This is a genomic window from Streptomyces sp. NBC_01465, from assembly GCF_036227325.1.
Classification (GTDB): Bacteria; Actinomycetota; Actinomycetes; order Streptomycetales; family Streptomycetaceae; genus Streptomyces.
Window position 1 is genome coordinate 2,814,017 of sequence record NZ_CP109467.1, and the last position, 18,746, is coordinate 2,832,762.

16 protein-coding genes and 1 tRNA gene are annotated in these 18,746 nt (G+C 69.3%); 9 read left to right on the top strand and 8 right to left on the bottom strand.

The genetic code is table 11. From position 1 onward, the window contains the following. The first annotated feature begins 38 nt into the window (after positions 1–38). Positions 39–111, top strand: a tRNA-His gene (locus OG707_RS12930). Positions 112–200: 89 nt separating this feature from the next. On the opposite strand, the gene OG707_RS12935 is transcribed toward OG707_RS12930, so the two are convergent. Next, positions 201–362 carry a hypothetical protein gene (locus OG707_RS12935; RefSeq protein WP_329117634.1) on the bottom strand — a complete coding sequence of 54 codons (162 nt, stop codon included), beginning with the start codon at positions 360–362 and terminating at the stop codon, positions 201–203. 88 nt (positions 363–450) lie between these two features. Beyond that, positions 451–1,506 carry a LacI family DNA-binding transcriptional regulator gene (locus OG707_RS12940; RefSeq protein ID WP_329117637.1) on the bottom strand — a complete coding sequence of 352 codons (1,056 nt, stop codon included), beginning with the start codon at positions 1,504–1,506 and terminating at the stop codon, positions 451–453. A 258-nt stretch (positions 1,507–1,764) separates the two neighbouring features. On the opposite strand from OG707_RS12940, the gene OG707_RS12945 reads away from it, so the two are divergent. The 7 genes from OG707_RS12945 to OG707_RS12975 all read left to right on the top strand — a co-directional run bounded on the left by OG707_RS12945 (position 1,765) and on the right by OG707_RS12975 (position 11,837). Next, positions 1,765–3,105, top strand: a complete 1,341-nt coding sequence (locus OG707_RS12945) for an ABC transporter substrate-binding protein (protein ID WP_329117639.1) — start codon at positions 1,765–1,767, stop codon at positions 3,103–3,105. A gap of 102 nt (positions 3,106–3,207) precedes the next feature. Next, positions 3,208–4,209 carry a carbohydrate ABC transporter permease gene (locus OG707_RS12950; protein WP_329117641.1) on the top strand — a complete coding sequence of 334 codons (1,002 nt, stop codon included), beginning with the start codon at positions 3,208–3,210 and terminating at the stop codon, positions 4,207–4,209. A gap of 3 nt (positions 4,210–4,212) precedes the next feature. Continuing rightward, the gene (locus OG707_RS12955; RefSeq protein WP_329117643.1) at positions 4,213–5,100 is read left to right on the top strand and encodes a carbohydrate ABC transporter permease; all 888 of its coding nucleotides are present in this window, start codon (positions 4,213–4,215) and stop codon (positions 5,098–5,100) included. A gap of 143 nt (positions 5,101–5,243) precedes the next feature. After that, positions 5,244–6,662 carry a GH1 family beta-glucosidase gene (locus tag OG707_RS12960; RefSeq protein ID WP_329117646.1) on the top strand — a complete coding sequence of 473 codons (1,419 nt, stop codon included), beginning with the start codon at positions 5,244–5,246 and terminating at the stop codon, positions 6,660–6,662. A 117-nt stretch (positions 6,663–6,779) separates the two neighbouring features. Continuing rightward, positions 6,780–8,465, top strand: coding sequence for an aspartate-alanine antiporter (gene aspT / locus OG707_RS12965; protein ID WP_329117648.1), 1,686 nt, complete (start codon positions 6,780–6,782; stop codon positions 8,463–8,465). Then, positions 8,462–10,165 (top strand): aspartate-alanine antiporter, encoded by a 1,704-nt coding sequence (gene aspT / locus OG707_RS12970; protein ID WP_329117650.1) that lies wholly within the window; start codon positions 8,462–8,464, stop codon positions 10,163–10,165. The genes aspT (OG707_RS12965) and aspT (OG707_RS12970) overlap by 4 nt, the downstream gene beginning before the upstream one ends. Positions 10,166–10,181: 16 nt before the next feature. Then, entirely contained in the window at positions 10,182–11,837 is a 1,656-nt protein-coding gene (locus OG707_RS12975; RefSeq protein ID WP_329117652.1) for a bifunctional aspartate transaminase/aspartate 4-decarboxylase, read from the top strand. A gap of 97 nt (positions 11,838–11,934) precedes the next feature. Here the strand turns inward: OG707_RS12975 and OG707_RS12980 are convergent, their stop codons facing one another. The 4 genes from OG707_RS12980 to OG707_RS12995 form a co-directional block, all read right to left on the bottom strand. Further along, positions 11,935–12,663: a radical SAM protein gene (locus OG707_RS12980; protein ID WP_329117654.1), complete on the bottom strand. Its 729-nt coding sequence runs from the start codon at positions 12,661–12,663 to the stop codon at positions 11,935–11,937. Positions 12,664–12,813: 150 nt separating this feature from the next. Next, complete coding sequence (locus OG707_RS12985) at positions 12,814–14,292, bottom strand: glycoside hydrolase family 18 protein (RefSeq protein ID WP_329117657.1); 1,479 nt, start codon at positions 14,290–14,292, stop codon at positions 12,814–12,816. 174 nt (positions 14,293–14,466) lie between these two features. Then, the gene (locus OG707_RS12990; protein ID WP_329117659.1) at positions 14,467–15,861 is read right to left on the bottom strand and encodes a sensor histidine kinase; all 1,395 of its coding nucleotides are present in this window, start codon (positions 15,859–15,861) and stop codon (positions 14,467–14,469) included. After that, positions 15,858–16,547, bottom strand: coding sequence for a response regulator transcription factor (locus OG707_RS12995; protein WP_329117661.1), 690 nt, complete (start codon positions 16,545–16,547; stop codon positions 15,858–15,860). Before OG707_RS12995 ends, OG707_RS12990 begins: the two co-directional genes overlap by 4 nt. Before the next feature lie 79 nt (positions 16,548–16,626). Between OG707_RS12995 and OG707_RS13000 the strand changes: the two genes are divergently transcribed. After that, the gene (locus tag OG707_RS13000; RefSeq protein ID WP_443071323.1) at positions 16,627–17,193 is read left to right on the top strand and encodes a hypothetical protein; all 567 of its coding nucleotides are present in this window, start codon (positions 16,627–16,629) and stop codon (positions 17,191–17,193) included. Here OG707_RS13000 and OG707_RS13005 read toward each other — a convergent pair. Both OG707_RS13005 and OG707_RS13010 read right to left on the bottom strand, forming a co-directional pair. After that, positions 17,190–18,053: a spermidine synthase gene (locus tag OG707_RS13005; protein ID WP_329117665.1), complete on the bottom strand. Its 864-nt coding sequence runs from the start codon at positions 18,051–18,053 to the stop codon at positions 17,190–17,192. The genes OG707_RS13000 and OG707_RS13005 overlap by 4 nt on opposite strands. 85 nt (positions 18,054–18,138) lie before the next feature. After that, entirely contained in the window at positions 18,139–18,570 is a 432-nt protein-coding gene (locus tag OG707_RS13010; RefSeq protein WP_329117667.1) for a hypothetical protein, read from the bottom strand. Positions 18,571–18,746: the final 176 nt, after the last annotated feature.

Sequence of the window (18,746 nt, forward strand, 5' to 3'; positions counted from 1 at the left end):
AGACTTCTTCTCGGCCGGTCGGAAACGACATGGTCATGGTGGGTATAGCTCAGCTGGCAGAGCACCTGGTTGTGGTCCAGGATGTCGCGGGTTCAAGTCCCGTTACTCACCCTGTACGACGAAGGCCCGACCTGTGAGAACAGGTCGGGCCTTCGTCATGTCCGGGCCGTCATGTCCGGGCCGGGTGCGGGCCGCGACTGTCAGCGGTTGCCCTGTCGGCGGGCCTGGGACTTCTGCTGCATGCCCCGCGTCCTGGCCGAGATCGACTCCACGGGGCGTGCTGCCTGCTTCGCCCGGGCCTCCGCAGCCGCGTTCTTCGCGTGCTGGGACTGTTCCTGCGGGCGATGGGCCTGTTTGGCCATGATCGATCCTCCTCGAGGACGTACTGCGCGACAGGTCCTTCCACTCTGCGCCCGCCCTCTCCGATCGGCATCCGGGGGAAGACCGCCGCTACGAGGAGGCGCGGATCACCAGCTCCGTCGGCAGCACCAGATGCCGCTCGGCATCGCGAGAGGCCGAGGAGCGGTTGCCCTCCGCGGCGAGCGCGATCTCGTCGAGGAGCAGGCCCGTCATCGCCCGGCCCATCTCCCAGGTCGGCTGGCGCACACTCGTCAGCGTGGGCTCCATGTGCTGGGCGATCATCGAGTCGTCGAAGCCGACCAGGGCGACGTCATCGGGGATCCGCCGGCCCGACTCGCGCAGCACCTGGCGGGCGCCCGAGGCCATCAGGTCCGAGCAGGCGAAGACGGCGTCGAGGCCGGGACTGCGGTCCAGGAGCTCGGCCATGCAGCGCCGACCGCCCTCCTCCGTGAAGTCGCCGTACGCGACCAGCTTCTTCTCGTACGCGAATCCGCCCGCGGCCAGCTGGTCCCGGTAGCCCACCAGACGCCGCTCGGCGCCGTACACGTCGAGCGGCCCCGCGATGATCCCGACGGAGCGGCGCCCCCGGGACAGCAGATGGTCGACCGCCGCGCGGGCACCTGAGTAGTTGTCGGAGTCGACCGACGGCAGCGGTTCGCCGGCCGAACGGGGGCCGCTGATCACGGTCGGCAGATCCATCTGGTGAAGACGGTCGGCCAGCGGGTCGTCGGAGTGGACGGAGACCAGCAGGACGCCGTCCACCCGGTGGGCCGCCAGGTAGGAGGCGAGCTTGTCCTGCTCGCGTGCGCCGCCGGCGAAGGTGAGCAGCAGCTGAAGGTCGGTCTCGGCCAGGGCGGCGCCGACCCCGCCGACGATCCCGGAGAAGTAGGGCTCGGAGAAGAAGCGGGATTCCGCCTCGGGAACCACTACGGCTATCGAGTCGGTGCGGTTCGCGGCGAGGGCACGCGCCGCGGTGTTCGGTACGTACCCGAGCTCGGCCACCGCCTCCTCGACCGCGCTCCTCGTGCGTTCGCTGACGCGAGGCGATCCATTGATCACCCGGGACACCGTGCCTCGGCCGACGCCGGCCCGTGCCGCCACCTCTTCGAGGGTGGGCCGCCTGCCATGCATGCCGCGATGGGCCATCTGCGCTACCTCCAGGATGTCTAGGGCGGAATCTAACAGCCCTGTAACCAGTCGGACTTGGATCTGTCGCGCGTCTTGACACCAACCGACCGAGCGGCGAGTCTCTTCAACACATCACGCGTGGGAGCGCTCCCACCGTACTAGACCCATACAGAAGCCGTAATCCCCGCCCGAGCCGTATGCAACAACGAACGGGCCGAGCAAGGCAGTTGGCCGGGGTCGGACCGTCATAGCAGAGAAAGCACATTGGAGGACGCAATGCGCATTTCCGGCAACTCCCACAGGAGCGCCCGCCGCACCGCCCTGGCCTCAGCCGCAGGACTGGCCGCCATATCGCTGCTGACCAGCGCGTGCAGCGCCAGCGACGACGACGGCGGCAGCTCTTCGGCGGGAGGGAAGATCACGCTGCATGTCGGCACGTTCAACGCGTTCGGCTTCGACAACGTCAAGGGCGCCAAGCTCTACGCCGAGTACGAGAAGTCCCACCCGAACATCAAGATCGTCGAGGACAACGTCCAGGACGGCCAGCAGTACTGGGACACCCTCAAGCTCCGGATGTCCCGCAACAGTGGCCTCGCCGACATCCAGGCCATCGAGATCGGCTACATCGCCGAAGCCACCGGTCCCACCATGGCGGACAAGTGGACGAACCTGGCCGACAACCCCCACGTGGGCGACTTCGTCGACTGGAAGGAAAAGCAGGCCACCACCACCGACGGCAAGACCATCGCCTTCGGCACCGACGCGGGCCCGATGGCCATCTGCTACAACAAGGACCTCTTCAAGAAGGCGGGTCTGCCCACCGAGCGCGACGCAGTCGCCAAGCTGTGGACGGGCGACTGGTCCAAGTTCCTCGACGTGGCCGCCGACTACAAGAAGAGCGCTCCCGCGGGCACGGCCTTCACCGACTCCGCGAGCGGGCTGTTCAACGCGGTGCTCTCCAGCCAGCCCGAGCAGTACTCCGACAGCAGCGGCAAGCTGATCTACGACACCAGCCCCGGTGTGAAGACGGCCTGGGACCTGGCTGCCAAGGCCGCGCAGAACGGATACTCCGCCAAGCTGCGGCAGTTCGACAAGCCGGGTACCTGGGCCGCCGGGTTCAAGAACAACAAGTTCGCCACGGTCGCCTGCCCGAGCTGGATGGCCGGTCTCGTCAGGGACAACGCGGGCCCCGCGAACAAGGGCAAGTGGGACATCGCCCTGCCGCCGCAGAACGGAAGCTGGGGCGGTTCCTTCCTCGGCGTCCCGAAGTCCGGCAAGCACGTCAAGGAGGCCACCGAACTGGCGGCCTTCCTGACCTCGGCCGCCTCGCAGGCCAAGAACTTCGCGGTCACCGGCAACATCCCCTCCACCAAGGCCGGTCTGGCCGACCCGGCGGTCAAGAACTCGAAGATGGACTTCTTCGGTGACACTCCGGTCGGCGAGATCTACACGACCATCGCCGCGGGCATCAAGCCGGTTCCGATCGGCGCCAACGACGGCCAGGTGAAGACCTTCCTCACCGACAACGGCATCCTCGACATCGAGACGCGAGGCACGTCCCCCGAGAAGGCCTGGGGCAACGTGAAGAAGCTGGTCGACGACAAGATCACGCAGTAATCCCAACGGCAGGGCCCGGCACCGCACCTGACGGCCGGCTGCCGGGCCCTGCCGACCACACCACGGCGCACCACACCCGATCGATCCGGAAGGAAAGCCCTCGTGGCCACCTCCGTCAAGGCGGACTCCGGCGGAAGTCCGGCCTCCGTACCGCCCTCCCCCGCCCAGCACCGCCGCCCCTCCCCTTCGAGCCTGCGCAGCAAGATCTACCACTGGGACCTCAAGGCGTCGCCGTACGCCTTCATCGCCCCGTTCTTCCTGTGCTTCGCCGCCTTCGGCCTGTTCCCGCTGATCTACACCGGCTGGCTTTCGCTGCACAAAGTGCAGCTCGGCGCCGAGGGACAGGCCCAGTGGGTGGGCTTCGAGAACTACGCCAAGCTGATGGGCAGCGAGTTCTTCTGGCACGCACTGGTCAACACCTTCACCATCGGCGTGATCTCCACCGTCCCCCAGCTGTTGATGGCCCTCGGTCTCGCCCATCTGCTCAACTCCAAACTGCGGGGCCGCGCCTTCCTGCGGATCGCGGTGCTCACCCCGTACGCGACGTCCATCGCCGCGGCCACCCTGGTCTTCGCAGCGCTGTTCCAGACCGACTACGGGCTGATCAACTCACTGCTCGACGTGTTCGGGATAGGCCCCGTGCAGTGGGAAACGTCCAAGTGGCCCGCACAGATCGCGATTTCGACGATCGTGACGTGGCGCTGGACCGGCTACAACGCGCTCATCTACCTCGCCGCGATGCAGGCCGTACCGAACGACCTCTATGAGGCGGCCGCGCTCGACGGGGCCTCGCGCTGGCGGCAGTTCATCAGCGTGACGATCCCGTCCATCCGGCCGACGATCCTGTTCACCATCATCGTTTCCACCATCGGTGCCACCCAGCTCTTCGGGGAGCCGATGCTCTACGGCGGCAATGTCGGCATCAGCGGCGGCAGCGGCGGCCAGTACCAGACGCTCTCGCTGCTGCTCTACCAGACCGGCTGGACCAACAACAACCTGGGCCGGGCCTCCGCCATCGCCTGGGTGATGCTGCTGATCCTTCTGTTGATCGGGGCGATCCAAGTGATCACGGCCCGAGTGAACCGCAAGAAGCTGGGAGGCTGATCCATGACCACCCAACTCCCGGTGGCTCCGGCCACGCGCCGGAGCCGCTTCGCGCTCGGTGCCGGAGACCAGCGCAAGGCCGGACCGATCGCGTATGTGCTGCTGATCGTCGCCGCACTGGTCTCCCTGTTCCCGCTGTACTGGAACCTCGTGGCGGCGTCGAACAGCGGCGCGCGGGTGCAGCAGGCCCCGGCGCCCCTGCTGCCAGGCTCCCACCTGCTGGACAACCTCTCCGTCGCCTGGAACGAAGTCCACATGGGCACGGCGCTGGTCAACACCACCGTGGTCGCGAGCGTCGTCAGTCTCAGCACCGTGCTCTTCGCGACTCTCGCCGGATTCGCCTTCGCCAAGCTGCGGTTCAAGGGCCGCAACCTTCTGCTGGGTCTGGTCGTCGCGACCATGACCGTGCCTCCGCAGCTCACGGTGATCCCGCTCTACCAGATCGTCACGGACCTGCACTGGACGGACACCCTGCAGGCAGTGATCATGCCGTCGCTCGTCGCGGCCTTCGGTGTGTTCTTCATGCGGCAGTTCCTCGTCGAGGCGCTCCCGGTCGAACTGGTCGAAGCGGCCCGCATGGACGGGGCGAACAGCCTGCGGATCATCTGGCACATCGTCTTCCCGATCGCCCGTCCCGCGATGGCCGTACTCGGCATGCTCACGTTCGTGCAGTCATGGAACGACTTCTTCTGGCCGTTCATCGTCCTCACCGACAACGGCACACCCACCCTTCAGGTCTCCCTGGCGGGCCTCGGCGCGGGCAACCACACGGTGGACTCGGCGATCGTGCTGGCCGGGGCGCTGATCTCCACCGTGCCCCTGCTGCTCGTCTTCGCCTTCCTGGGCAAGCACATCGTGGGCGGCATCACCGCCGGCGCGGTCAAGAGCTGATCCACCGCCCCACCTTGTCGGGGTGTCCGCCGCGGGGGAGCCGAGCCGCTGTCGCCTCTGCCCCCCGCCGCGCTTCGCACCCGCCCTGACCGGGTCGCCCCGCCTTTGATCCCTTCCCTCCTTACCTTCTTGGGAGCGCTTCCATGCCTGAATCCCTGGCCTTCCCGTCCACCTTCCTGTGGGGCGCCGCCACGTCCGCGTACCAGATCGAGGGTGCGGTACGGGAGGACGGCCGCACCCCGTCCATCTGGGACACCTTCAGCCATACACCCGGCAAGACCGAGGGCGGTGAGACCGGCGACGTGGCCGTGGACCACTACCACCGGTACCGCGACGACGTGGCGCTGATGGCCGAACTCGGCCTGAACGCCTACCGGTTCTCCGTCTCCTGGTCGCGCGTCCAGCCCACCGGCCGCGGCCCCGCCATCCAGCGCGGCCTGGACTTCTACCGCCGCCTGGTCGACGAGCTGCTCGACAAGGGCATCAAGCCGGCCGTGACCCTCTACCACTGGGACCTGCCGCAGGAGCTGGAGGACGCGGGCGGCTGGCCCGAGCGCGAGACGGCGTACCGCTTCGCCGAGTACGCGCACATCGTGGGCGAGGCGCTCGGCGACCGCGTCGAGCAGTGGATCACCCTCAACGAGCCCTGGTGCAGCGCCTTCCTCGGCTACGGATCCGGAGTGCACGCCCCGGGCCGCACCGACCCGCTCTCCACCCTGCGCGCCGCCCACCACCTCAACCTGGCGCACGGCCTGGGCACCAAGGCGCTGCGCGCGGCCATGCCGGCCCGCAACTCCGTCGCGGTCAGCCTCAACTCCTCGGTGATCAGGCCGCTTTCGCCTTCCCCGGAGGACCTGGAGGCGGTCCGCCGCATCGACAACCTCGCCAACGGGATCTTCCACGGCCCGATGCTGCAGGGCGCGTACCCCGAGACGCTCTTCTCCGACACAGTGCGCCTCACCGACTGGAGTTACGTCCAGGACGGCGACCTGGAAACCATCCACCAGCCGCTGGACGCGCTCGGCCTGAACTACTACACGCCCACCGTGGTCTCCGCCGCCCCCGTCGCCCCCGGCACCCGCCGCGCGGACGGCCACGGCGCCAGCGACCACTCCCCCTGGCCCTGCGCCGAGGACATCACCTTCCACCAGCTGCCGGGCGAGCGCACCGAGATGGGCTGGTCCGTCGACGCCACGGGCCTGCACGACCTGATCTCGCGCTACACCCGCCTGGCGCCGGGCCTGCCGATCTACATCACCGAGAACGGTGCGGCGTACGACGACAAGCCGGGCGCCGACGGGACGGTCCACGACCCGGACCGCATCCGCTACCTCCAGGCGCACCTGGACGCGGTCCACCGCGCGATCGGGGACGGCGCGGACGTGCGCGGCTACTACCTCTGGTCGCTGCTGGACAACTTCGAGTGGTCCTACGGGTACAGCAAGCGCTTCGGCGCGGTGTACGTCGACTACGAGACCCAGGTCCGCACCCCCAAGTCGAGTGCGTACTGGTACGCGGACCTCGCGAGGACAGGCGAACTGCCGCAGATTCCGGCCGCCTGACGGGGGCTCATCCAGCGGCGTGGCGCGGGGGAAGCGGATGCCCCCGCCTCACGCCGCTGCTAATTTCCCTTTATGTCCGCTATTAACCTCAGTGTCCTAGTTGTCGGCTGAGCCGCCATGGGCATCCTCAAGGACCACCCCGAACTCGTACTGTTCCTCTGCCTCGCGGCCGGCTATCTCCTCGGCAAGCTGCGCGTGGGCCCCCTCACCCTCGGCGGCATCTGCGGCACGCTGATCGTCTCGCTGCTGATCGGCGCCTGGACCAAGGTCGAGATCTCGGGCGACGTGAAGACGATCTTCTTCGCGCTCTTCATCTTCGCCCTCGGCTACATGGCGGGCCCCCAGTTCTTCGCCAACCTCAACCGCAAGAGCCTGCGCTTCTTCGTGCTCTGCGGGATCGAGGTGGTCACCGTCGTGGCCATCGCGCTCGGACTGGCCAAGGCCTTCGACCTGGACGTCGGCACGGCGGCGGGCATCCTGGCCGGAGCCGCCACCGAGTCCGCGGTCGTCGGTACGGCGACCGAGTCCATCGGCCAGCTCTCCGGTCTGACCCCCGAGCAGATCAGTACGTACCAGGGCCATGTGGCCACCGCGTACACCGTCTGCTACCTCTTCGGCCTGATCACGATCGTGATGTACACGAGCCAGATCATGCCGATGCTGCTGCGCATCAACCTCCGCGACGCCTCGCGCGAGCTGTGGGAGAAGACCCGCGGCACCAGCGGCAGCCTGGAGGCCGACGAGCGCGAGTCCCTGCCCGGGCTCGTCGGGCGCACGTACCTGGTGACCAAGGCCGACGGCTCCACCGTCGGCGCGCTGGAGTCGGGACTCGAGAACCGGATCACGATCGAGTCCGTCAAGCGCGGCTCGACGTTCCTCGAGCCCTCCCCCGACCTGGAACTCACCCTCTCCGACCTGGTCCTGGTCGTCGGCCGCCGCGCCAACACGATCGAGGCGGGACGCGAGATCGGCCCCGAGACGCCCGGCGTGCCCGGCCTCGACTCTCCGCTCGCCACCAGCCAGGTGGCGCTCACCGACAAGGCCGTCGAGAACATCACCATCGACGAGCTGCAGAAGGCGCACCCGGAGTTCTACAAGGACGGGGTGTACGTCACCGACCTGGTCCGCGGTGACCAGCACCTCCCGGCCAACGGCACGACCGTCGTGCACCGCGGCGACGTGGTGACCCTGGTGGGCGCCCGCTCCGGCCTCAACAAGCTGGCGGGCCGGATCGGCGCCGCCGTCAAGAACGACGCCACCGACTTCATCTACCTGGGGCTCGGTATCGCGGTCGGTTCGCTGATCGGCCAGATCGTCGTCAAGTTCGGCACCGTCCCGATGTCGCTCGGCACCGGCGGCGGCTGTCTGATCTCCGGGCTGCTCTTCGGCTGGTTCCGCTCCCGCAAGCAGACCTTCGGGGCGTTCCCGCCGCAGGCCGCCACCACGATCAAGGACATGGGGCTCGCGGTGTTCATCGCGTGCACCGGTCTGGTCTCGGGCCCGCAGGCGTGGCCGCTGCTCAAGGAGTACGGAGCGCTGCTGCCGTTCGCGGGGATCGCGATGGTCCTCGTACCGGCGACGCTCTCGCTGATCGTCGGACGCAAGCTGCTGAAGATCGAGCCGCCGCTCCTGATCGGCGCCATCGCGGGCCAGCAGTGCTCGACCCCCGCGATCACCTCGGTCACCCAGGTGGCCCAGAGCTCGGTCCCGATGCTCGGCTACACGATCACCTACACCCTCTCCAACTTCCTTCTGCCGCTGACCGGGCCTCTGCTCGTCGGCATCCTGGGAGCCGGATCATGATCGATTTCCTCAACAGAAACATCTTCAACCCGCACCCCGAACTCCTCGTCTTCCTGGTCGTCGCCCTCGGCTTCCTGGTCGGCAAGGTCCGCTACAAGGCCATCGCGCTCGGCGCCGTCACCGGCTGTCTGGTCGCGGGGCTCGTCCTCGGCGCCCAGTTCAAGGTCGAGATCGACGGGACGGTGAAGAACCTGTTCTTCATCATGTTCCTGTTCGCCCTCGGCTACCGGGTCGGCCCGCAGTTCTTCCGCGGTCTGAAGAAGGACGGCCTGCCGCAGGTTCTCAACGCGGTCATCGTCTGTGTCACCGGCCTCCTCGCCTCCTGGCTCTTCGCCGCGATGCTCGGTTACGGACCCGGGCTCGGCGCCGGCATGATGAGCGGCGCACTCACGCAGTCCGCCGCCATCGGTGTCGCCCAGGACGCCATCTCCACGCTCCCCGGGCTGAGTTCGGCCCAGGTCAAGTCGGAGTCCAACCTCGTCGCCGTCGGTTACGCGGTGACGTACCCGCTCGGCACGATCCTCTGCGCGATGCTGCTGGCCAACGTCCTGCCCAAGCTCTACCGCCGCGACCTGGCCGCGGAGTGCACCCAGCTCGCCGTCGAGCTGGACGCCCCGGACAGCGACCCCGACCTCGGCGCGGGCTACTACGAGGCCGTCCTGCGCGCGTACACGATCCAGCGCCCCGACCTCGTCGGCCGCACGATCGACGACTTCGAGAAGCAGCAGCAGGAGCTCGGCCGCCGCGTCTACATCACGCGCGTACGGCGCGACGGGGCGATCCTCGAGCACGACCAGAAGACCGCGCTGATGGAGGGCGACATCGTCGCCGTCAGCGCCATCCGCGGCGACCTCGTCGAATTCGACGCCCGTACGCACGTGGGCGCCGAGACCGACGACATCGAACTGCTCGGCTACCAGACCGAGTCGCTGCACGTCGTCGTCTCCGAGAAGGACCAGATCGGCAAGACGATCGCCGAGCTGCGCAAGGAGCCGTTCATGGTCGGCGTGTACGTCGACAAGCTCTACCGGGCGGGCTCCCAGTTCCCCTACCGCCTCTCCACGCAGATCGAGCGCGGCGACACCGTCATCCTCACCGGCCCCAAGCGCCTGGTGGACCCGGCGGGCGCGGCCATCGGCAAGCGCGTCCCCACCAGCTTCGCGACCGACATGGTCTGGGTGGGCATCGGCATCTTCCTCGGCGGCTGCCTCGGCATCCCGGCGCTGACGGTCAGCGGAGTCCCGATCTCGCTCTCGACCTCCGGCGGCGGCCTGATCATGGGTCTGGTCTTCGGCTGGATCCGCGGCAAGTACCCGACGTACGGCAACGTCCCGCCCGGCGCCCAGTGGTTCATGGACACGCTCGGCCTGTGCATGTTCGTCGCGGTCGTCGGCATCAACGCGGGCCCGAGCTTCACCAGCGGTCTCTCGTCGGCCGGCTGGGGCCTGCTCCTCTTCGGAGCGGTGATCACGATCATCCCGCTGATCGTGGGCTTCCTCGTGGGCCACTACATCCAGAAGATCCGCTTCCCGATCCTGATGGGCGTGCTGGCCGGCGGCCAGACCACCACGGCGGCGATCGGTGCGATCAACGAGACGTCCAAGTCGCAGATCCCGACGCTCGGTTACACGATCCCCTACGCCATCGGCAACGTGCTGCTGACGGTGTGGGGCGCAGTCATCGTCCTCCTGAACCACTGACCAGGGAGTCCCCACCGTGCCCAAAACGACGTTCACCCGAGAAGAGATCCAGTCCTTCGCGCAGCTCAGCCCGTTCGAGCTGAAGGACAAGTTCATCCAGATCGCCCAGGCGGCGCAGGCGGACAAGCCGGGCCAGAAGGAGAAGTCCAGCGCGCAGATGCTGAACGCGGGCCGCGGCAATCCGAACTGGATCGCCACGGGCCCCCGCGAGGCCTTCTACGCGCTCGGCTACTTCGCCCTCGCCGAGTCCCGCCGGGTGTGGACCGCCGACAACCTGGGCGGCATGCCGGAGAAGAAGGGCTCGGGCGAGCGCTTCGACACGTACGTCCGCCAGCACGCCGACCTGCCGGGCATCGAGCTGCTGGAGAAGTGCATCGCGTACGCCGTCGAGCGCTTCGGCTTCGACCGCGACGACTTCATCCACGAGCTGACCGACAGCTCGGTCGGCGACAACTACCCGGTCCCCGACCGGATGCTGGTGCACGCGGAGAAGATCGTGCGCGGGTACGTCGGCGACGAGATGTTCAACAAGCAGCCGCCGCAGGACAATCTGAGCCTGTTCGCGACCGAGGGCGGCACCGCCGCCATGTGCTACATCTTCGACTCGCTGATGAAGAACGGCATCCTGCACAAGGGCGACAAGATCGCGCTGATGACGCCGGTCTTCACCCCGTACCTGGAGATCCCCGAGCTCGACACGTACGAGTTCGAGGTCGTGCACGTCAAGGCCTCCCTCTTCACCGAGACCGGCGTACGCGAGTGGCGCTATCCGACGGAGGAGGTCGCCAAGCTGGAGGACCCGGCGATCAAGCTGGTCTGCGTGGTCAACCCGAGCAACCCGCCGTCGCTGGCGCTGTCGGAGCGGGTCGGCAACCAGATCAAGGACATCGTCGCCAACAAGAACCCGAACCTGCTCTTCGTCACGGACGACGTCTACGGCACGTTCGTGGAGGGCTTCCGCTCGCTGGCCGCCGACATCCCGCGCAACTGCCTCCTCGTGTACTCCTTCTCCAAGCACTACGGCTGCACGGGCTGGCGCCTGGGCGTCATCGGTCTGCACGACGACAACGTGATCGATGAGATGATCGCGAAGCTCCCGCAGGCGGACAAGGAGCGCCTCAACAAGCGCTACGGCACGCTCACCCTGGAGCCGGAGAAGATCAGGTTCATCGACCGCCTGGTCGCCGACTCCCGCCAGGTGGCGCTGAACCACACGGCCGGCCTGTCGCTCCCCCAGCAGGTCATGATGACGCTCTTCTCGCTCTTCGACATGCTGGAGGAGGGCCAGGCCTACAAGGGCAAGATCCGCGCCATCGTGAACCAGCGCCTCGACCTGCTCCTCGAAGGCGCCCAGATGAAGATCGCCGACGACCCCCAGCGGGCGGGCTACTACATCGAGCTGGACCTCCTCGCGGAGGCCGAGCGCGTGCACGGCAAGGCTTTCGCGGACTTCCTGGAGAAGACGTACGAGCCGGTCGACCCGCTGTTCCGCCTGGCCGAGCAGACCTCGGTGGTGCTCCTGAACGGCGGCGGCTTCGACGGCCCGGAGTGGTCGGTGCGCGTCTCACTGGCCAACCTGGACGACCTGGACTACCTGAAGATCGGCCACCACCTCCGCGAGATCTTCCTGGACTACGCGACGGAGTGGAAGGCGTCGGGCGCGAACGCCTAACGCCTGACCTGCAGGAACGGGCTCCAGTGGCCGCTGGGCAGGGTACGACCCCTGCCTCTCGGCCGCTGGAGCTCTCTCGTGTGCAGACCGCTGAGCCTCACGCCGCGACCTTGAGACCTGCCTGCTCGAAGCGGGCGCGGGTCTCGGCGAGGGCTGCGGGGGCCAGGCGTGTGGAGGGGTGCAGGTCCACCGGGCAGGCCAGCTCCTTGAAGAGTTCCGTCGCCGCCGTCAGGGGCGCTTCCGTGTCCGTGACGCCGGGGATCAGGGCGTACGAGATCCGGAGCGGGGTTCCGTGTGCCGTTGCTCGGCGGGCGAATGTCAGGGCGGGGGTGGCCCGGCGGTGGTGGAGGGCCCAGCTGGTGCGCTCGTCGCAGGCGTGCAGGTCCAGGATCACCTCGTCGGCGGCGTCCAGGAGGGAGAGGTCCAGGTCGGCGGGGGCGTGGCCGCTGGTGCGGAGTGTCGTGCGGATGCCCGACGTTGCGAAGGTCGTCAGGAGCTCCGACGTGAACTCGGGCTGGGTGAGCGGTTCGCCGCCCGTGATCTCCATGCCCCGGCCCTCGCGCAGGTGCTGAAGGTGCGGGAGGGCGTAGTCGTGGAGGTCGGCGCTGGTCAGGCGGCACGACGTACTGCGGAACCAGGTCTCGGGGTGCTCGGCGTACGGGCAGCGCACGCTGTCGCCCGCCAGTCGCAGTGACATCAGCGCTCCGCGCTCGGTGTCCCTGGCGTCGAAGAGGAGCGAGTGGACGAAACCGCGGGTGCCGGGGGCGGTGGGTGCGGCCACGGCTGCCGGTGAGGGCGTGGGGCGGAAGCGGCTGATGAGCTTCATGAGTTCAGTCTGCGCCGGTCCCGGCGGGGCGGCAGGCGCCGTTCGGCCCGTCCTGGGGGACCTTCGGCTCGTACGGACAGAGGCGCGCGCCCCGGCCGGGTGGGGGGGGTGCCGGCCGGGGCGCGCTGGGGGGTGGGGCTCGGGGTGGGGTTACTTCGTGTAGGCGGCGAAGGCCTTCGCGAAGGCGTTCGCGTCCTGGACGATCGAGGAGCAGGTCGGGTCGGCGTAGTTCTTCGCGCCGCCGGAGCACTCCTTGTCACGGGCGCCGGACCACATCGAGATCCAGGCCAGGCCCTTCTCCTTGGCGAAGGTGGCCAGCTGGGTGGCGTCGTCGACCTTGAAGATCTCGGTGTTGACGTCGTTGACGCCGATCATCGGGGTGACCGCGACCTTGGCCCAGGCGGCGCTGTCCGAGATGCCCAGGGCGCTCTTGACCTGGGCCTGCGTGGCGGTGGCCGCCTGCTCGGCGTACGTACCCATGTCGCCGGAGTAGGAGCCGCCGTAGTCCATCGCCATGATGTTGACGGCGTCGATGTTCACACCGTTGTCGGCCGCGTTCTTGACCAGGGAGACACCGTCGGCGGTCAGGCCCTCGGGCATGACCGGGAGGGTGTAGGAGACTTCGAGGCCCGGGTGCGCGGACTGGAGGCCGGCGATGGCCTTGGCGCGCAGGGTGTTGGCCGCGGTGTTGGTGATCGCACCGCCTTCGATGTCGAAGTCGACCTTGGTGAGCTTGTACGCGGAGATGACCTTCTCGTACGCGGCCTGCAGAGCCGAGACCGAGGAGCAGCTGGTGCCCAGCTCGGTGCCCGACGCGCCGCCGAAGGAGACCCGGACGTCACCGCCGAGCGCGCGCAGGTCGCCGACCTGGGAGGCCACGGCGTCGCTGCCGACGTCGGTGACGCCGCCGAACTTCGGGGTGCAGGAGCCGCCGTCGGTGATGAACGCCAGGTTGAAGTCCTTGACGCCCGTCGCCTTGGACTGGGCGACCAGGTCGTACACGGGGTAGAGCGAGGTGTCGACGTACGGCGAGAAGCCCGCGGCGGTCGAGGTGCCGGAGGTGGAGGTGGCCGTCGGGGTCGGGGAAGCGGTCGCGGTCGCTGTGGCGCTCGCCGTCGCGGTGGGGGTGGCGGACGCGGAGGCCGATGCGGACGGCGTCGCGGTCGCCGTGGCGGTCGGAGGAGTCGTGGAGTCGACCGAGCACGCGGTGTTGTTGATGAGACAGCCGGTCGGGTCCCCGGCATCCGCACCGGAGTTGGCGACGAAACCGACGGTCAGCGTCTTGCCGGGGGCGATCCCCGTCGTGTCCCAGCTCGCGGGCTTCACGGTGACGTGCTGGCCGCTGACGGTGTCCTCGGCGTTCCACAGCGAGCTGATCTTGGTGCCGGCCGGCAGGTCGAACTCCAGCTTCCAGTCTGCCAGCGCCTTGTCGGTGTCATTGGTGATGACGTACTGGCCGGTGTAACCGCCGCTCCAGCCACTGGTCTTGCTGTACGCGGCACCGACGGAGGCGGCCTGCGCCGAACTCGTCAGCGCGAAGGCCACGCCGCCTGCCAGGCCCAGGGCCACAACCGCGCCTATTGCCTTGTTCCTGCCGCTCACTCTGCGCCGGTGCGTCGTCGTGCTCATCGCGTGCCTGCCTCTGCATTACGTAAGTGGGGGAAGTGGAGAAGTGGGGGGTGGGTGCGGCAGCACGCTAGCCGCTCCGAAACGGACAATTGATCTGTTTGGGGCGGCCGTTGCACTTCTTAGGGCGGGCTTAAGGAAGCCAAAGGGGGCGATTAAAGGTCTGTACCACTGTGGTCAGACTCCGGCACCCCTGCGTGACGACCCGCGCCGCTTCCCGCGCACCCGGTGTCCCCGCCCGCCCCCCGCGGTGCGCCCGCCGTCGAGTGCGATCCAGATGCGGACCTCGGTCCCGCCGAGCACCGAGCGCCCGATGCGTACGTCGCCGCCGGTGGACTCCGCGACCCGGCGGACGATGTCCAGACCGAGGCCGGTCGAGCCCGCCTGCCGCCCGCTGTTGCCGCGCGCCATCGCGGAGGCGGGGTCGGATATCCCGCCGCCTGCGTCCGAGACGAGCACGATCACGGCGTCGTCGCCGTTGTGGACGTCGACCGAGAAGGACGTGCCCTCGGGGGTGTGCCGGAAGACGTTGCCGAGCAACGCGTCGAGCGCGGCGGCCAGTTCGGCGCGGGCGACCGGGATGCGTACGGTACGATCCACGCCCGCGAGCCGCACCTCGCGCCCCTCGTCCTCCGCGAGCGCCGACCAGAAGTCCATGCGCTCCCGGATCACCGCGGAGGCGTCGCACCCGGCGCCCGCTCCTGCGGGCTGGGTCTGCGGTTTGGCCTCGCGGGCGGTCCGGATGATCGTGTCGACCTCGCGCTCCAGCTGCTCGACGGCGGCCCGGGTCTGCTCGGCAGCAGGCCCCTCGCCGAGGGAGGCGGCATTGAGCCGCAGGACGGTGAGCGGAGTGCGCAGCCGGTGCGAGAGGTCCGCCGCCAACTCCCGTTCGTTGGCGAGGAGTTGTACGACCTGATCGGCCATGGAGTTGAACGCGACGGCGGCCGAGCGCAGTTCGGTCGGCCCCTCCTCGGGAACGCGCGCCCCGAGCTTGCCGTCCCCCAGGTCCTGGGCCGCGCCCGCGAGCCGCTGGGCGGGCTGCACCATGCGGACGCCGAGCCGGTCGGCGACCGCCACCGAGCCGACGATCAGCGCGAGCCCGACGCCGGCGAGGACCAGCCAGGAGGTGCCGACGCCGTTGGAGACCTCGCCCTCGGGTACGTACACCTCGATGACCGCGACCTTGCCGGTGGGCAGCGCGGTCGGCTGGAGGAGCGCGGAGCCGCCCTTGACGGGGGCGATGACGGACTGGGCGCGCGCGGCCTCGATCTCCTTGGCGGTCGCGTGCCCCGTGCCGAGGTCCAGCGGCAGCGAGCCGGGCTCCCCCGAGGCCGGGATGTGCAGCGCGATGCGGTCGTCGGCGCCCGCCGCGGTGCTCTTGACGGCCCCGTCGAGGGCGACCGGGTCGGTGGTGATGGAGAGCGTGGGGCCGAGGGCGGCCGCCTGCCGCTCGGCGTTGGAGAACGCCCGGTCGCTCGCCATCTCCTTGATGACCAGCGCCAGCGGTACGGCAAAGGCGATCACGACCATCGCCGTGACCGCCAGACACACCTTGACCAGCGCCCACCTCATCGCGGCGGCTCCAGCTTCACTCCGACCCCGCGCAGGGTGTGCAGATAGCGGGGCTTGGCGGCCGTCTCACCCAGTTTCCGGCGCAACCAGGACAGATGGACATCGATGGTCTGGTCGTCACCGTACGACTGCTGCCACACCTCGGCGAGCAGTTCCTTGCGCGGTACGACGACACCGGGACGCCCGGCGAGAAAGGCGAGCAGGTCGAACTCGCGCCGTGTCAGGTCGAGTTGGCCTCCATCGAGCTCGGCCTGGCGGCGCAGCGGGTCGATGGAGAGACCCCCGACCTGGATCACCCGGGACGGCGGCTCGGCGCCGGCGGTCGCGCGCGAGCGGCGCAGTACGGCGGCCATCCGAGCGGAGAGGTGCTCCACCGAGAAGGGCTTGGTGAGGTAGTCGTCGGCGCCGTCGTTCAGCAGCCGGACGATCTCCGCCTCGTCGTCGCGCGCTGTGGCGATGATCACGGGTACGTCGGTGATCCCGCGCAGCATCTTCAGCGCCTCGGACCCGTCCAGGTCGGGCAGTCCGAGGTCGAGAATCACGACGTCGAAACTGAAATGGGCCACCTCGCGCAGCGCCTCCAGGGCCGTGCCGACGCTCCGTACGGTGTGGGAGGCCTCGGTCAGGTGCCGGATGAGGGCTGAGCGTACGAACTGGTCGTCCTCGACCACGAGCACACTTGCCATGGGCGGCACCGTACGCCATACGGGGGACCCCCGGGCAGCCTCCCGCCTCTCGGGACAGCAGAGGGGCGCGTGGTGCAGGATGGGCCGGATGCGACGCGGACTCATACACACCCTGGCCTGGACGCTCGCCACCGGCGCGGCGGTCACGCTGTCGTGGTGGGGGGTGCGGACGGTGATGGCGGGGACGGTCTACGACCCGCCTCCGGCGCTCGCCGTGGCCAAGGGCGCGGACGCACTGGGCAACTCGACGCAGCGCCCGGAGGGCGGCGCTCCGTCGCTCAACAAGGCGGAGGAGAGCGGCCCGGGCAGCAGCAAGCCGTCGCAGTCGCCGGGCGCGAGCCGGAGCCCCGGGGCATCGAAGTCGGCGGACGGCAAACCCTCCGCCTCGTCGTCCGCGTCCGCTTCCGCGTCGTCGTCACTGTCGAGGGAAGCGAAGAGCTACACGGTCACCGGCGGCCGGGTCGTCTTCGACCTCGGCCCCTCGTCGGCGGAGCTGGTCTCGGCCACACCCACGGCGGGCTGGAAGATGCAGGTCTGGAAGCAGGCGGAGTGGATCCGGGTGACGTTCACCCAGGGCACCGACTCCAATTCGGTCTTCTGCACCTGGAACGACCACCCCCCGACCGTCGAGGTCGACAACCGCTAGCGGAAAACTCCGGGCGGCGGGGCGGGTGACGGGGCCGCGCTCGCATCCGTGACGGCGACCGCTCCCCCGGTGAAGTCGGCCAGCGCACGCCCGTGTTCGACGCGTCCGGGATGCGGGTCGCCCGCGATACGGCGGGTCAGCTCGGCGACCGGCAGCGGCACGGCGGAGGCGACCAGGACGGCGTTGCCGAAGCGGCGGCCGCGGAACACGGTCGGGTCGGCGGCCAGGGCCAGTTCGGGGAAGACCGTGGCGGCGGTGGCGATCTGGGCGCGCAGATGCGCGAGCGGAGGCCCGTCGGCGAGATTGGCCGCGTACCAGCCGCCCGGCTTCAGCGCCCGTCGTACGTCGGCGAGAAACTCGCCGGAGGTGAGGTGGGCCGGGGTCCGGGCGCCGCTGAACACGTCGGCGATGACCAGGTCGGCCCACCCGTCGGGGATCTTGGCGAGCCCCGCCCGGGCGTCGGCGGACCGGACCCTGATGCGGGCGGCGGGGTCCAACGGGAGGGCGCGGCGCACGAGTTGGACCAGGGGCCCGTCGATCTCGACGATCTGCTGCGTGGAGCGGGGGCGGGTGGCGGCGACGTACCGGGCGAGGGTGAAGGCGCCGCCGCCGAGGTGGAGGACCTGGAGCGGCTGGGGCAGCGGCGCGACGAGGTCGGCGACATGGCCGAGGCGGCGCTGGTACTCGAAGTCGAGGTGGCGAGGATCGTCGAGGTCCACGTGGGACTGCGGGGCGCCGTCCAGGAGGAGGGTCCACGCGCGGGGACGGTCCCGGTCGGGTATCAGCTCGGCGAGACCGCCGTCGACGGGCTCGACGACGGATTCGGGGGCCGCCCGCCCCTGACGCTTGTTTTTGGCCACGGACGTCATTATCGCCGTCTCTTGGCGCGGGCGCGCTGCACGAGGTCTGCCCCGGACCCCGCTCCTCAATCGCCGGAGGGGCTTATCAGCGGCACCCGTCCGCGGCCTCGATGAGCCGAGCCGCCTCCCCCAGCGCAGCGCGCAGCACCGTCGGGTCCGTGACGGGCGCGTCCTCCGCAGGAGGAAGGAGCCACCCCCCACCGCTCACCGGCGGCTCCGCAGGAATCCGCAGCCCCCGCCCGTCCGTCTCCGTACACGCGCTGCCGGGCATGTCCCAGCCCGCGGCCGTACCGGGCGGAACCAGGAAGCCCAGGGTGTCGCAGGAGCCGTCGTGCAGGACGGGTCCCACCTCGGCCGTACCGGCCGCGCGGCGCAGGATGTCGACGGCCTCGAGCCCCTGCCGGGCCGGGACCGTCACCAGATCGCAGCCGTCCGGTGCCGGTGGTGGCGCGCTGGCCTCCTGCTGGGGCCTGTGCCGGGCAGTCGTGGCGTGTGTGACCGAACCGCTGATCTCCATGCTGGCCTCCAACAAGGCAACCCCTCCGCGTCCGTGGCGGTGTCCGCAAGGGTTCAACGCGCCAGGACGTCAAGGGCTACGGCACCACGCCGCCGTAAAGGATGGCAGTTCATGGCAGATCAGGGGTGAGATATCCCGTTTGTAGCCAAACCGGGCGTGAGCGGCCGGGCACAGCC

What these genes read in the sequence shown, in the direction of transcription:
- OG707_RS12980 (WP_329117654.1), bottom strand. Translation starts at nt 12,663, where the DNA reads ATGAAGCTCATCAGCCGCTTCCGCCCCACGCCCTCACCGGCAGCCGTG.
- OG707_RS12955 (WP_329117643.1), top strand. Translation starts at nt 4,213, where the DNA reads ATGACCACCCAACTCCCGGTGGCTCCGGCCACGCGCCGGAGCCGCTTC.
- aspT (WP_329117648.1), top strand. Translation starts at nt 6,780, where the DNA reads ATGGGCATCCTCAAGGACCACCCCGAACTCGTACTGTTCCTCTGCCTC.
- OG707_RS13010 (WP_329117667.1), bottom strand. Translation starts at nt 18,570, where the DNA reads ATGGAGATCAGCGGTTCGGTCACACACGCCACGACTGCCCGGCACAGG.
- OG707_RS12960 (WP_329117646.1), top strand. Translation starts at nt 5,244, where the DNA reads ATGCCTGAATCCCTGGCCTTCCCGTCCACCTTCCTGTGGGGCGCCGCC.
- aspT (WP_329117650.1), top strand. Translation starts at nt 8,462, where the DNA reads ATGATCGATTTCCTCAACAGAAACATCTTCAACCCGCACCCCGAACTC.
- OG707_RS12945 (WP_329117639.1), top strand. Translation starts at nt 1,765, where the DNA reads ATGCGCATTTCCGGCAACTCCCACAGGAGCGCCCGCCGCACCGCCCTG.
- OG707_RS12985 (WP_329117657.1), bottom strand. Translation starts at nt 14,292, where the DNA reads ATGAGCACGACGACGCACCGGCGCAGAGTGAGCGGCAGGAACAAGGCA.
- OG707_RS13000 (WP_443071323.1), top strand. Translation starts at nt 16,627, where the DNA reads ATGGGCCGGATGCGACGCGGACTCATACACACCCTGGCCTGGACGCTC.
- OG707_RS12995 (WP_329117661.1), bottom strand. Translation starts at nt 16,547, where the DNA reads ATGGCAAGTGTGCTCGTGGTCGAGGACGACCAGTTCGTACGCTCAGCC.
- OG707_RS12990 (WP_329117659.1), bottom strand. Translation starts at nt 15,861, where the DNA reads ATGAGGTGGGCGCTGGTCAAGGTGTGTCTGGCGGTCACGGCGATGGTC.
- OG707_RS12935 (WP_329117634.1), bottom strand. Translation starts at nt 362, where the DNA reads ATGGCCAAACAGGCCCATCGCCCGCAGGAACAGTCCCAGCACGCGAAG.
- OG707_RS12940 (WP_329117637.1), bottom strand. Translation starts at nt 1,506, where the DNA reads ATGGCCCATCGCGGCATGCATGGCAGGCGGCCCACCCTCGAAGAGGTG.